This window comes from Azospirillum oleiclasticum (assembly GCF_013423485.1).
GTDB classification, from domain to species: Bacteria; Pseudomonadota; Alphaproteobacteria; order Azospirillales; family Azospirillaceae; genus Azospirillum; species Azospirillum oleiclasticum.
This window is the reverse complement of record NZ_JABFFR010000047.1, coordinates 42423-56955: the sequence shown is the minus strand read 5'-3', so window position 1 is coordinate 56955 and position 14533 is coordinate 42423. Positions and strand designations below refer to the sequence as shown.

At 66.7% G+C, this 14533-nt stretch carries 8 protein-coding genes; all 8 read left to right on the top strand.

Features of this window, described 5'->3' with window-relative positions; translation table 11 throughout:
* Positions 1 to 2: 2 nt before the first annotated feature.
* From HL658_RS32070 to HL658_RS32035, 8 genes are read left to right on the top strand one after another with little or no spacing between them, the layout of a single operon-like run.
* Positions 3 to 350 (top strand): phage tail protein, encoded by a 348-nt coding sequence (locus HL658_RS32070; RefSeq protein WP_180284864.1) that lies wholly within the window; start codon positions 3 to 5, stop codon positions 348 to 350.
* Positions 347 to 1072 (top strand): phage minor tail protein L, encoded by a 726-nt coding sequence (locus HL658_RS32065; protein ID WP_180284865.1) that lies wholly within the window; start codon positions 347 to 349, stop codon positions 1070 to 1072. The genes HL658_RS32070 and HL658_RS32065 overlap by 4 nt, the downstream gene beginning before the upstream one ends.
* Complete coding sequence (locus HL658_RS32060) at positions 1072 to 1806, top strand: NlpC/P60 family protein (RefSeq protein WP_246338131.1); 735 nt, start codon at positions 1072 to 1074, stop codon at positions 1804 to 1806. Before HL658_RS32065 ends, HL658_RS32060 begins: the two co-directional genes overlap by 1 nt.
* The gene (gene gpJ, locus HL658_RS32055; RefSeq protein ID WP_180284866.1) at positions 1799 to 7924 is read left to right on the top strand and encodes a TipJ family phage tail tip protein; all 6126 of its coding nucleotides are present in this window, start codon (positions 1799 to 1801) and stop codon (positions 7922 to 7924) included. Before HL658_RS32060 ends, gpJ begins: the two co-directional genes overlap by 8 nt.
* Positions 7921 to 8403, top strand: a complete 483-nt coding sequence (locus HL658_RS32050; protein WP_180284867.1) for a hypothetical protein — start codon at positions 7921 to 7923, stop codon at positions 8401 to 8403. Before gpJ ends, HL658_RS32050 begins: the two co-directional genes overlap by 4 nt.
* On the top strand, positions 8388 to 8582 hold the full coding sequence (locus HL658_RS32045) for a hypothetical protein (RefSeq protein ID WP_180284868.1): 195 nt from the start codon (positions 8388 to 8390) through the stop codon (positions 8580 to 8582). Before HL658_RS32050 ends, HL658_RS32045 begins: the two co-directional genes overlap by 16 nt.
* Before the next feature lie 25 nt (positions 8583 to 8607).
* Positions 8608 to 13896, top strand: coding sequence for a DUF2793 domain-containing protein (locus tag HL658_RS32040; RefSeq protein ID WP_180284869.1), 5289 nt, complete (start codon positions 8608 to 8610; stop codon positions 13894 to 13896).
* A gap of 51 nt (positions 13897 to 13947) precedes the next feature.
* The gene (locus HL658_RS32035) at positions 13948 to 14505 is read left to right on the top strand and encodes a DUF4376 domain-containing protein (protein ID WP_180287702.1); all 558 of its coding nucleotides are present in this window, start codon (positions 13948 to 13950) and stop codon (positions 14503 to 14505) included.
* Positions 14506 to 14533: the final 28 nt, after the last annotated feature.

Here is a 14533-nt window from a genome sequence, read left to right as displayed (position 1 = left end):
CCATGGCACTCCCCCCCACCTTCGAGCCGGCGCTCGCACCGTTGGTCGGCTTCACCCAGAAGCCCCGGATCAAGCTCCTGAAGGCCGAGTTCGGCGACGGCTATATCCAGCGTGCCCCGGACGGCATCAACCACATCGCCTACAATTACGAATTCAAGTGGGAAGGCCCGGTCGCCAAGATCGATGAGATCGTGTCCTTCCTGCACGCTCGTCGCGCGGTGGACCGATTCCTGTACACGCCACCGGGAGAATTGGTAACGCGCTCCTTCGTCTGCCAGGCGTGGGAACGCACCAAAAACGGGGAACTGGCCAGCCTCAGCGCCACCTTCGAGCAGGTGTTCGGGCCATGACGACCGACCGCATCATCCCCCAACTGGCCGCCGAAGCGCAGAAACTCGCCACCAGCCCCTACGTCGTGCTCTTCCGGCTCGATGCCACCAATGTGGGCGCCGGCGTCATCCACTTCCTGAAGGGATCCGCGGACAGCACGCCGGTGTCCTTCGGCGGCCAGCTCTACATGCCCTTCGACCTGCAGACCGAGGGGTTCGAGTGGAGCGGCACCGGCAGACTGCCGACCCCGAACATCCGGGTGGCCAACGTGAACCGCGATTTCTCCGCGCTGGTCGGCTCCTACGACGATCTGCTGGGCGCGACCCTCATCCGCATCCGGACCTTCGAGCGCTTCCTGGACGGTCGGCCGGAGGCGGACAGCAGCGCGCATTTCCCGATCGACCATTACCGGATCGAGCGCAAGGTGAAGCACACCAAGACCATGGTGGAATGGGAGCTGAGCGCCGCCATGGACCAGGAGGGCCGCCTGCTTCCCGGCCGTCACATCCTGCGCGATGCCTGCACCCACGCCTACCGCGTCTGGACCGGAAGCTCCTTCGACTATGGGAGAGCGACCTGCCCCTACACCGGCGGGAAATATTTCCGGCCCAACGGGCAAACAACAGACATCGCGGCCGACGACCGGTGCGGCAAGCGCCTGTCGGATTGCAAGGCGCGCTTCGGCGCGACCGAGGTGCTGCCCACACGGGCCTTTCCCGGCGTCGCGAGGATCCGTACCTGATGTTCGCGCCATCCTGCATCGCGGCGATGAAGGCGCACGCTCTCGCCGAATTCCCGAGGGAATGCTGCGGCGTCGTCGTTGGCGGGCAATATCAACGGCTTGCCAATGTGGCCGCCGACCCGATGCGGCATTTTCTGATCCCCGACGAGGTGATGCGCTGCCACGAGGGCGCCCTCGACGCGATCGTGCACTCCCACCCCTACCGGGAGAGCGACCCGGAGGAGGAGCGCATCATGCCCTGGCCGAGCCGTGCCGACATGCAGGCGCAGCTCGACACCGCCGTCCCGTGGGTGATCGTGCCGACCGACGGCCGGTCCTGCTCCGATCCGGTGGTGTGGGGGGACGGCGTGCCGATCGCCCCGCTGGTGGGGCGCAGCTTCATCCACGGTGTCCAGGACTGCTACTCGCTGGTCCGCGATTTCCACCGTCTGGAGCTGGGGATCGCCCTGCCGGACTTCCCCCGCGACGACGAATGGTGGTCGAAGGGCGGAAACCTGTACCTGGACGGTTTCCGCCAAGCCGGCTTCGTCACCATCGATCCGGCCCAGGCGCGCCCTGGCGATGTGTTCTTCGCCCAGGTCCGCTCGCCCGTTCCCAACCACGCCGGGGTGCTGCGGGAGGGTTCCCTGATCCTGCACCACCTCCAGGACCGCCTCAGCCGCCACGAGCCGATCGGCCCGTGGAGCCGCATGATCGTCCGCTGGGTGCGCCACGAGAAGGTCTTCCATGGCTAACGTCTTCCTCTACGGCGCCCTGCGGCGCGAGTTCGGCGCGTCGTTCGACCTGTACGTCGAGTCGCCGGTGGAGGCGCTGCGGGCGCTGGAGGCGAATTTCCCCGGCCGCTTTCTCAAGCACATCCGCGAGGGCCACTACCGCGTGATCCGCGGCGACCGGCGGACCGGACTCGATCTGGACCTTGAGATGCTGGAGATCGGGCTCGGCACCAAGGCGCTGCACATCGTGCCGGTCGTCGGCGGGGCCGGCCGCAAGGGCGGGGCCAAGGTGATCCTCGGGGTGGCGCTGATGGCGGTCGCCATCGGCGCGTCGGGCGCCATGACACCATTGCTCGCGGGAGACCTCACGGGCGTCGGTGCCGCGCTCGGCAAGGGCTTCATCTCCTGGAGCACGGTCGCCCAGTTCGGGCTGACCATGTCGCTCACCGGCGTCGCCCAGCTGATGTCGCCCCAGCCGAAGGCGCCGGCCAGCCTGGAGCCGGCGGACCGCCGGCCCTCCTTCCTGTTCGAAGGCGCGGTGAACACCCAGGAGCAGGGCGGCACGGTGCCGCTCATCTACGGACGGGTCAAGACGGGCTCGGTGGTCGTCAGCGCCGGTATCGAGACCGAGCAGGACGAGTCCGTCCAGGAGAAACCGCCCAGCGTCACCGCCGCATCCGCCGTCCCGCTGAACGGCGTCACCACCGACGGTCTGCAGATCACCTCCGCCACCCCCAACTCCGGCTTCCAGTTCGACGGGATCTCCGGCGGCACCCTCTACTGGCCGAATGGTGTGATTTCCGTCACCAACGGCGAGCAGGTGGTGAATGTCGAAACCGCCCGCGGCATGAAGTTCCGGCTGACCGATCCCAACGGCGGCCGTTTCTCCGTGCGCACCGTGGGGACCAACGGCCGGCTCGTCGGCAAGGCCGCCGAGGTTGTGATCCGCCACAATGGCCAGTCGCTTCCGCCGCCCGAGCCCGATGACGACGGCACCGTTCCGGAGACCGGCGGCGGTGAGGGAAACGACGGCTCGGCCCATGGCGACGGAAGCGGCGCCAGCGATAACGGCGGAGGAGGGGTCGGCGGCAGCGGAGGTGGCGGCAAGAAGGGCGGCGGCGGCGGCCGGGCGGCGCAAGAGGATCCGAACACGCTGCGATCGAAGGCCACGGCGCGGGTGATCGACGTCCTTGGCGAAGGACCGATCCAGGGGCTGGTGAACAAGGAACAGTCGATCTTCTTCGATTCCACGCCGATCAAAGGCCCCGACAACGCCGACAACTTCCACGGCGTATCGTGGGTCGAATGCAAAGGCCTTCCGGACCAGAAGCCGGTGACCGGCTTCCCCGCTGCCGAGTCCGAAGTGAAGGTCGACGCCAAAATCCTCTTCGAAAAGCCGCTGGTCCGCGCCATCGACGACGCGACGGCCACCGCGGTGCGCGTCACCATCTCGATCCCCAGCCTGAACCGGACCGACCCCAGCAACGGTGACATGCATGGAAGCAAGGTCGAGATAAAGATCGAAGTCCGCGGACGGTCGAAGACCGGTTGGGAGACAAAGATCAGCGACACCATCGAGGGGAAGACGACCAGCACCTACGAACGCGCCTACCGCGTCTCCCTGCCGCCCGATACGGACGGGTGGGAGATCCGGGTCAGCCGCATCACCGCCGACAGCACCCAGGTTGCCGAACAGAACGAGACACACTGGAAAAGCTACACGATCATCACCGACGGCCTGTTCAGCTATCCCGACACGGCGCTGATCGGCATCACCGTCGATGCGGAGCAGTTCGGAAACCAGATTCCGCAGCGCGCCTACGACGTGAAGGGCCTGATCATCCAGGTCCCGAGCAACTACAATCCGGAGACGCGAGTATACCAAGGCATCTGGGATGGCAGCTTCAAGCTCGCTTGGACCGACAACCCGGCTTGGATTCTTTACGACATCCTGACCAATCCCCGTTATGGACTGGGAGGGTCGATCGCGCCGGGGCAGACCGACAAATGGTCGCTCTACGAGATTGCCCAATACTGCGACGGGTTGGTGCCGAGCGGGCGTCGCAAGGACGATGGCACCGAGGAGCTGGAGCCCCGCTTCACCTTCAACGGCGTGATCGGCGCCCGCGAGGAGGCCTACACCGTGGTGCAGGCCATCGCCAGCACCTTCCGGGGCCTCGTCTACTGGTCGTCCGGCCAAATCTTCGCGCGCGCCGACATGCCGGCCGACGCCGTGAAGCTCGTCACCCCCGCCAATGTCATCGGCGGCGATTTCTCCTATTCCGGAACCGCCCTGAAGGCGCGCCACTCGGTCGCGCTGGTCCAATGGAACGACCCGGACGACGGCTACAAGCCGGCCGTCGAGGTGGTCGAGAACCCCGACCTGATCCAGAAATACGGCTGGCGCGAGACCGGCCAAATCCGCGCCTTCGGCTGCACCCGCCGCAGCCAGGCCCGCCGCCTCGGCCTCTGGATGCTCGACAGCGAACAGCACCAGACGGAAACGGTCACCTATTCCGCGTCCTACGATCACGCCGACATCAGCCCGGGCGACATCATCCACGTCGCCGACCCCTCCTACGCCATGGCCCGCAACGGCGGACGGCTCGTCGAGATCGATGCCGCCGGGCGGCTTCTGACGCTCGACGAGGCGGTCGACCTGTTGGTGAGCGAGACCTATCAGATTTCCGTCACCCTGCCGGACGGCCGCATCGAAAGCCGCAGGGTGACGACCGCCGGGACCGGCGGCAAGGTCAGCCAGCTCGACATCGAGACCGCCTTCTCCACGCCCCCGATTCCGGGTGCGATGTGGGCGCTGACCGGCAGCGACCTGGCACCACGGCCTTTCCGGGTCATGGCGATCAAGGAGACGCAGCCCAACATCTACGAAGTGACGGCGCTGTTCCACGACGTCACCAAATACGAGCGGGTTGAGCGCAACGTCACGCTGGCTCCGCCCCCCTACCAGCGGCCGCGCGAGGACATGCCGGCGCCGACGAACGTCACGGCGTCGGAAAACCGTTACATGCGGAACGGCCAGCCGCGGTCGCGCCTGACGGTGAGTTGGTCGGCGCCATCCCATCCCTACCTCAACGGCTATCTGCTCACCATCGGCATGCCGACCGGCACCCAGCGGTCGGTGACGCTGCAGACCGTCACGACCTACGACATCGACGACGCGGAGCTCGGCGACTACACGCTCACGCTGCGGTCCACGGCCTGGAACGGCATGCGCTCGCGGCCCGTCACCATCACCATCACGGCGCAGGGCTGGGAAACCATCCCGGACCTCTTCATCAGCCACCTGCAGGTCGACCAGCGCGGCACCGACACCAATTTCGTGACCCGCGACCCGGTCTTCACCTGGCGCCCCAACTTTCCCGACACCTCCTGGGAGCCGACGAACGAGCCGGGCGCCGGCGCCGGGCGCACCGAGCCGCGCTTCCGGGACTACGCCGTCCGCATATTCGACCCGGTCACGCAACGGCTGCTGCGCACCGAACATTCGCCACGGCCCGAATTCCGCTACACGCTGGAGGCGAACCGGCAGGACAGCGCCCAGCTCGGCCGTGCCCACGCGCGGCGCCGCATCATCATCGAGGTGACGATCCGCGACACCTTGTGGCGCGAGAGCCGGCCGACACGGCTCGAGGTCTACAACCCACCCCTGCCGCTGCCCGCGGGGCTGACGGTCTCGGGCGCGGTGGGCGCGATCCATGTCTTCTTCCGGCTGCCCACCGACCCCGACTTCGCCGGCACGCTGGTTTGGCAGTCGGAGACGAGCGATTTCCCGCTCGACAAGGACCACCAGGCCGCCAACGGTCCGCAGGACGGCTTCGTCATCCCGGCAAACCCGAACATCGGCTATTATATCCGCGTCGGCCACTACGACGCCTTCGGTCCGGACGAGATGGTCGTCGCCGCGCCCATCTACGTCGCCGCGGCCTTCCAGGCCGATTTCGAGCCGCCGGACCGTCCCGAAAAACCGGCGCTCACGAGCTGGGTGGGCGAGGACGGCCGGGTGCGCATCAAGGCGGAGTGGAACGTCTCCACCGCCCGCGACTTCGCCGAGTTCCAGGCCGGCATCCGCCAGACCGAGGACGACCCGCTGTCCTGGCAGTGGGTCTACACGCGCGAGCCATCCTACACCTGGGACGGCGTGGTGGCGGGCGTCAGCTACGACGTCTGGGTCCGCGCCAACGACAGCAGCGCCAACTACAGCCCCGAGAGCGAGATCGCCACCATCGTGGCCGCGCGCGACGACAAGCCGCCCGGCCCGATCACCGCCACCCGCCTGGACGCATCCTTCCGCGGCTTCTGGCTGAGCTGGACGAACCCGTCCGACCCCGACTACAACCACGCGGAGGTGTGGGAAAGCGTCGATCAGGACCGCGACAACGCGACCCGGATCGGCACGGTGCCGGGCGCCGCCGGCCAGCGCTCGGTGCTCGACCGCTCCGGCCTGGAGCCGGGGGTGACCCGGACCTATTGGCTGCGGCCGGTGGACACCAGCAAGAACGCCGGCGACTGGACCGAGCGGGTGGCCGGCACCACCGCCAGCCTGCAGATCCCCGACTTCCCCGACGATTTCGGCCCGATCCCCTTCGGCACGGCGCTGCCCGCGGGCGCGCCCGAAGGGCCGGTGCAGCTGTTCTACAAGCTGCCGGAGATGCGGCTCCACCGCTGGAACGGAAGCGAGTGGGAACCCGCGATCCAGCTCGACGAGCTGCCGGGCGAAATCACCGAGACCCAGATCGGCCAGAACGCGATCAAGGCGCGCCACATCACGGCGAACGAGATCCGCTCGAACCACATCCTGGCCGGCGAGATCAGGGCGGGGCACCTCGCCGCCGACAGCGTGACGACCGGCGCCATCCAGGCCGGCGCCATCACCGCCGACCACCTGTCGGCCAACAGGGTCGTCACGCGCTCCGCACAGATCGAGAACGGCATCATCGACACGGCGCACATCCGCGAGCTCGACGCCTCGAAGATCAAAGCCGGGTCGATCCTGTCCGGCTCGGTGCAGGTCAGCACCTCCGCTGGCGTGACGACGATCGACGGGATCGCCAACTCCGGCGATCCGGCGGCGCGGATCAACCAGCTCTCGACCACCATCGAGCCCGGCAAGATCAAGATCGCCGGCGGCGTGACGCTGGGCGACTGGCGGGCCGGGCCCAACAGCACCGAAATCAACGGCGGCGTCATCCGTGCCAACACAATCAGCGCCAACAAGCTGATGATCGGCGCGCGCGGAGTGACCGTCCAGGGCTTGGAGTTCACGGCGAACAAGACCAACAACACCATCTCCTGGACCGCCGGCTCGATCCTCCACATGGGGGACGACGGCGGCCACGCGCGGGTGAACGTGCCGGCCGGCGGGACACCGGTCGGCTGGAGCTACGCCTACGTGTTCTGGGTCAAGGGCCAGGGAGTGCTGCAGGCCACGCAGGACACCCAGGAGGCCTACGGCAACGATCGCATCCATCTCGCCACCTATCACGGCGGCTCGATGGTCATCGCCAACTACGGCGGCACGATCATCGACGGCGAAAGGATCGTGACCGGCTCCATCACCGCGAACCAGATCGGCGCCAGAACGATCCTGGCCCGGCACATCGAGGCCGAGCAGATCACCGGCACCCACATCGCCGCCAACACGATCAGCGCCCAGCAGCTCATCGCCGGCTCGGTGGACCGCGACCGGCTGGCGCTGCGGGTGATCGGCGAGGCGCAGATCGACGATCTGGCCGTCACCAACGCCAAGATCGGCTTCGCGGCCATCGACCGGGCCAACATCCGCGACCTGACCGTCAACGGCCAAAAGATCGAGGATTTCGCGACGTCGAACATGTCGGCCGCGCAGGGCACGTATAGCGCGTCGGTAGCCCTATGGACGGTCGGCAAGCCGGTGCTGCTGAGCGCTGTGCGCGGTGCCTTTCTTCAAGTCATCACGGGCTTTGGAGGCAACGAAAACAACTCAATCACTTACGAGTGGAGGCCGACCAGCATCGGCTACATGTGGATCGAGACACCGGGTCCCGGCGTCCATAGTTGGTCAACCAATAACCCCCATGAGTATTGGGGTTACTCGCGCGACCATTTCTGTGCGATCAGCGCCGTGGAGCTGCGCAAATGAGGCCCGACTTCGTCACCCGCACGACCCTTACGACCGAGCGACCCACCTACCAAGAGAAGATGGGCGAGCTCGGACACGTCCCCTTTATCCACTACGACCCGGCCACCGGCCGCGTCGTGCAGACCGGGCATTGTTCGCCGGTGGAACTCGACCATCAAGCCGTGGCGGGCTGCGAACGCCTGGACGGCCTGACGGCCGATATCAACGCCGATTACGTCGACCTGTCCGGCGGCTTCGCCGTCGTGCGCCCGCGCCCCGCCCTGCCAGGCTTCGACAAGACGACGATCCTCGCCGACGGCCAGGACGTGGCGACCATCCTGCTTCCCGATCCCTGCACCGTCACCATCAACGGCACGGCGCACATCGTCGAGGGTGGCCGGCTGGAGCTGGTCGGTGCCTATCCCGGTGCCTACCGCGTCGTCATCGACCAGTTCCCCCATCTGCCGTTCGAGGAGACCGTGACGTGCGCATCGCCCTGACCCTGTCCCGCGAGCAGGTCGCCGCCCTGCGGCGCCAGCGGTACCTGAAGCTGTGGCCGCTGCACGCCCAGGCCGAGGCGATCCAGGACCACGCCAACGGGCGGCCGGAGAAGCTGACGGCGATGAACGCGGATTTCGACCGGATCAGGGCGGAGCTGCCCTGGCCCGACCCGGTGTGACCAACTCCAGACCGAAGAGCCTGTGATGTCCCAATATCGCGTAGGCAGCGTCACCGTCACCCAGGGCGCCACGACCGTCACCGGCAGCGGCACGGGTTGGAAGACCGACCGCCCGGTGCTGCCCGGCCACACCTTCTCCCTGCGCCAGTCCGGTGTGACCTACACCGTCGCCGCGGTGGACAGCGACACGCAGCTGACGCTGTCCGCACCCTACGCCGGCGCCACGGCCGTGGCCCAGGCCTACGTCATCAACCGGGACTTCACCCCCTATTACAACATCCCCTATCCGGGCTACGGCGACATCGACACCGCCGAGCTGTGGAAACAGGCGGTGCTGCGCATCGAACAGGCCATCGTGGAGCAGGACACCGGCCTGAACGTGATCGAGAGCCGCGTTGCCACGGCGCCGCCGGCGACACCCTCCGAACGGGTCAATTACATCGTCCCGGCCGGCGCCACCGGGATCTGGGCCGGCCAGACGAACCGGATCGCCGTGTGGGACAACGACGTCTGGAAGTTCATCGAACCGCGCGAGGGATGGCGGGTCTATGTCCGCGACGAGGCCTATGTCGATTACATCTTCGACGACGGTGCGTGGCGTCCGGGACCACAGATCGGCGAGGCGGTGATCGCCGCCGCCGCGTTCCGCGACGAGGCCCGGGCGTGGGCCACCAAGACCGACGGCCCCGTGGTCGATGATGAGTATTCGGCGCGCCACCACGCGGAACAGGCGGCCACCATCGTCGGCACCATCACCGACGAGGCCGAGCGGGCGGAGGCCGCAGCCGCCGCCGCCGCGAGCGCCCGCGACCAGGCCGCTGCCGCCAGCACCGCGGCACAAACGGCACGGACCGGGGCCGAGGCCGCCGCCGCCGACGCCACGGCGCAGGCCGGCCAAGCGGCTCAGGCCAAGGCCGCGACCGAGACCATCCGCGACCAGACGGTCGCCGAGCGCGCCGCGGCCCAGGCCGCGCGGGCCGGCATCGACGCCGACAAGACGCTCACCAACGCCGCCAAGGTCGCCGCCGAGAGCGCCGCGTCCACCGCGACCACGAAGGCCGGCGAGGCCACCACAGCCGCCGCCACGGCCACCACCAGGGCGGCGGACGCCTCGGCTGCGCGCGACAAGGCACAGCAATGGGCCGAGCGGATGGACGGGCCGGTAGAAGGGGCGGGTTACAGCGCCAGGAAGCACGCGACCGACGCCGCCGACGCCGCCACGACGGCCACCGGCGCCGCGACCACCGCCGGCCAGAAGGCCGACGCCGCTGCCGGCTCGGCGGCGTCGGCGGCGGAGGGGGCCGGTGTGGCGACGGACAAGGCGGCCGAAGCCAGCGCAGCCTCCTCCGCCGCCAGCGCCGCCGCGCTGAGCTCCGATACGGCGCGGGCGGGGGCCCAGCAGGCCGAGATCGCGGCGGAGACCGCGGCCGAGGGTGCGGCGGCGGCGCTGCAGGCCGCGACGAACAAGGCGACGGTCGCGACCGGCGCCGCCGATACCGCATCCAACGCCGCGACCGCTGCGAGCGCCGCCGCAAGCAACGCGACCGACGCCAGCGCCAACGCCTCCACCAGCGCCCAGTCCGCCGCCGCCGCCGCCCAGACCGCCGCCGACCACCGGGAAGCGGCACTGGACGCCAAGACCGGGGCCGAGATCGCGCGCGACGCCGCGTCGGCGACCGCCGCCAATGTGGGCGCGATCATCAACAAGGCCCAGCAATGGGCCGAGGCGCAGCCCAACACCGAGGTCGAGCCCGGGAAATTCTCCTCCCGCCACTGGGCCGGCGCCGCCGAGAGCTTCGCCGACCAGGCCGCCACCATCGTCGGCGGCAACACCTGGGGCGTCTTTTCCCAGGGCGCCAACTACGTCGCCGCCAGCAATCCGAGCGACCGGCTGGAACTGGCCGGAACCCGGCTCCTGTTCGGGTTCAACAACATCACCAAGACGCTGTCGATCATCAACCCGGTCAAGTTTCCGAAGGCCGGTGCCTCCGCCAGCATCGGAATCACCGCGCTCGACAACGAGTACGAGTTCGAGCTGACGGCGACGGGCGTGACTCCCGGCGGCTACAAGCAGGTGGTGGTGGACGCCTATGGCCGGGTGACCGCCGGCAGCAACCCGACGACCCTGGCCGGCTTCGGAATCACCGACGCCTGGACCAAGTCCGAGGTGGATGCCGCACTCGCCCAGAAGGCCGCCACCAGCACGACGGTCACCGGCACCGGCCTGCTGACCGGCGGCGGCTCGCTTGCCGCGAACCGCAGCATCACCATGGCCGACGTGGCGCCGAACACGGTCATCGGGCGCACGGCCGCGGGCTCCGGCGCGCCGTCGGCGCTGGCGGCGCCGATGGTCGGCGTGATCACCGCAGCGGACGCCGCGGCAGCGCGAACGGTGCTGGCAGCCGCCCCGCTGGCGTCGCCGGCCCTGACCGGCACCCCCTCGGCGCCGACCGCGGCGGCCGGCACGAACACCGCCCAGATCGCGACCACGGCCTTCGTCCGCGGCGAGGTGGCGGCGCTGGTGTCCAGCGCGCCCGCAACCCTGGACACGCTCAACGAACTGGCCGCGGCGTTGGGGAACGACCCCTCCTTCGCCACGACCATGACGACGGCACTCGGCCAGAAGTCCGGTCTTGCCGACAACAACAGCTTCACCGGAGCGAACAGCTTCTCCGGCGCCAATACGTTCTCCGGCGCCACCACCTTCCACCAGACGATCAACGCCAACGCGGGCCTCTCGCGAAGCACGCCGGCGGGGCCGGCGTCGTGGATGCAACAGGATGGAACCGGTCGCTCGCACTGGTATTGGGGGACGGCCGGCGGAACCTCGCCCACCTTCGCGACCCCCGGCGAGGATGCCTCGGCGCTCACCCTGCATGTCACGGGCGACGGCAACGGGGGAAGCCTCTTCCACCGCTCGGCATCGGGTGTCGGCAAGAACGCGGGAGACCCGATCGTCTGGACGACGACGCTCTCCGTAGACCTGAACCGCCTGACCTACAAGAACAACACCGTCTGGCACGCGGGCAATGACGGCTCAGGCTCGGGGTTGGATGCCGATCTGCTCGATGGCGTGCAGTTGTCCGCCCTGCCCCAGCTCGCCGCGCAGAACACCTACACCGGCACGGCCTCCTTCACCTGGGGCGAGTTCGGTACCCCCACGATCTGGCTCAAGGGAAATCACCAGCACATCCGGCTGGGCGACCACACGGTGCTTCAGGGTTGGCCCGGAAACGGGCTGAATGGCGGTCGCCTGACCTACAACATCGAGCACAAGGGCACCGTCGGCGACACGCGCATCGCGGACGCACCCGCGTCGATGTTCATGGTCAACGCGGATGGTTTCCATCTGCGCCGGGTGGGCACGGGGACAGCCGGAATCACCATCACCGGCTATGACCAGTCCATCGATCTCACCAGCGCCGGTTTCGCGTTCTCCGGTGCCATGATGTCGGTGAAGGCCACGACCCCGACCGCCGCGGCCCTGCATCTGGAGCAGTCGAACGCCGCGGACGGTTACCGCCTCACGCCGAACGCCAACGGGGGGTTCCTCCAGATCCTCCGCTACGCCGCCGGTGCCGAGACGGAAGCGCTGCGCATCGATCCCAACAGGAACCTCGTGGTCACCGCCAACGCCCTTGTCGGCACGACGCGCTTCGGCAACATCGAGGTCGGCGCGAGCGGCGGCGCCCACCTCCGCTTCCGCCAGAACGGCGCCGACGACGTGGTCGACGTCGTCACCCACAAGAGCGGCGTGCGGCACTCGGTGTCGGCGACCTTCGACCAGAATGGCCATTTGGTCCTGCCCCTGAGTGATGCGTCCATAAAGTTCAGCGATGGCACGAGCGTCACCGCCGGTGCCGGGGCGCTGAAGGTCAACGGCAACCCGGTCTGGCACAGCGGGAATTTCAACCCGGCCGATCCTCTTGTAATCAACGGCGGAAGCAGCCTTACGTTGAATGGCCCTTCCAATTGCGCTGTTGAGATTGGACGAACAGACGGCAATGCAAGCACGCCCCACATCGATTTTCATTCCGGAACGACCCCTACTGATTTCGACGCCCGTATACTGGCATCCGGTGGCAATGGAATAATGAGCGGCGGAACTCTTGAATATTTTGCGGGTCAACATGTTTTTACAGGCTCTGTCATTGTAACCTCTATAAATATCGACGGGCCCGCTTATCAAACCACCACTTCACGTATTGAGACAGGCGCTGCAACTACTCTAACTAATCGATCTATTCAACGTTACACCGTTAATACAAGTACGACTTTGACACTCCCTTCAGTTGTTCTTGCAGAGAATCAGGTTTTGACGCTTGTTATCGATCTGAAAATGGACGCCGAGGGAAATCGAATCGTCGCGTGGGCAACGTCCTCTGGAGAGAGCATTGAATGGGACGGCGGAACCGCGCCGTCTCTCAACTCGACCCCAAACATGATTACAAAGTTCGTGTTTATAAGGCAGCAAGGAGAAAATGTTTGGTCTGGAGGACTATACTGGAGGAGCGGCATACCACAATTTGGCTCTACTTCGCAAACAGGATGGACAATCAACTCGACAACAAACGCCACTCAAAGTTTTACAGTGATGCACGCGTGCATTGCAAAAATTAAGATGTGGGGTGGTGGTGGTGCTGCTCGTTTCGGTGTCGCTGGCGGTGCTGGAGGCTACACTTACGCCGAAACTACCCTCGCTCCTGGCGACGTGCTGACCTACGCAGCTGGGGGATGTGCACTGGGAACGGATGCCGGATTGTCAGGCTCGGGACTCGGCGACGGCGGCAGGGGAAGCGGAGGACGCGGGTGCGGCGGGGGCGGGGCACGTTCGGAAATTTTCCTGAATGGTACCTTGATCGCTGCTGCTGGAGGTGGTGGCGGTGCCGGCAATGATCGGGGTGGTGCCGGCGGAGGCTCCAATGCGCAGGCAAATGGATCGGGGACGGCGAGCGGTGGCGGACCGGCAGGCGGTGGTACAGCGTGGTCGGGTGACGGTGATCACATTAATGCAAGTGACGGTAATGGTGGCGGCGGCCCGAACATCACTCCCGGTGGGGGCGGCGGCGGTGGAGGCTATTGGGGCGGGGCATCTGGCGGCAACACTCAGGGGCAACCACCATATGGAGGAGCAGGCGGATCTGGCTACGTCCACCCGACACTGACGGCCTCCAACCGCATCACATTGGTGGGAGATAGTGCTGTTCCTGGAAATGCCACAGACCCTGATCGCGATGGAGCCGGTAGTGGCGGGAATGGCCCAAATAACGCGCTTGGCACAAATGGTCGGGTTCTTATCCGATTCTGGACATGAAGGGGATTTGGCATGTTTATCAATATAGTGACTGGCGACTACCCATTGAATATGGCTGACCTGCGCCAGCGGTTCCCTAATACCTCCTGGTCCGACGACCCTAGCGCTATCGATGACAAAACCCTCGCAACATACGGACTTGCCCGGGTGATCGTGGACCCAGCACCAATTGAGGTCATGACGCAGGTTACGCCGAATCCTCCTGCGCTGATCGATGGTGTGTGGCGCGTTACCTGGACGATATCGCCGTGGCCACTGGAAGCGGTGAAAGCAGCAAAATTGGCCGAGCTAGCGAGGGTGCGATGGCAGCGTGAGTGTGCAGGAATTGAAGTTGACGGCCTACTTGTTGCGACTGATGATCGAGCCAAGCTATTGCTGAATTGTATGTACCGCACGGCAGAAAAGAAACCTGCTATGATACATCGATGGAAGCAACCGAACTGCGAGGTAGAACTTACAAGTACGCAGGTGATTGCCTTGGCTGACGCGCTCAGCGCACACGTACAAGCATGCTTCGACCGCGAACTCGATTTGCGAGCGCAGATCGAGGCAGCCGGAACCATGGCCGATATTCTCGGGATCGACGTAACCGCGGGGTGGCCCCTTTAAGACACTTTGCGCGCCGCTATGGCAATAG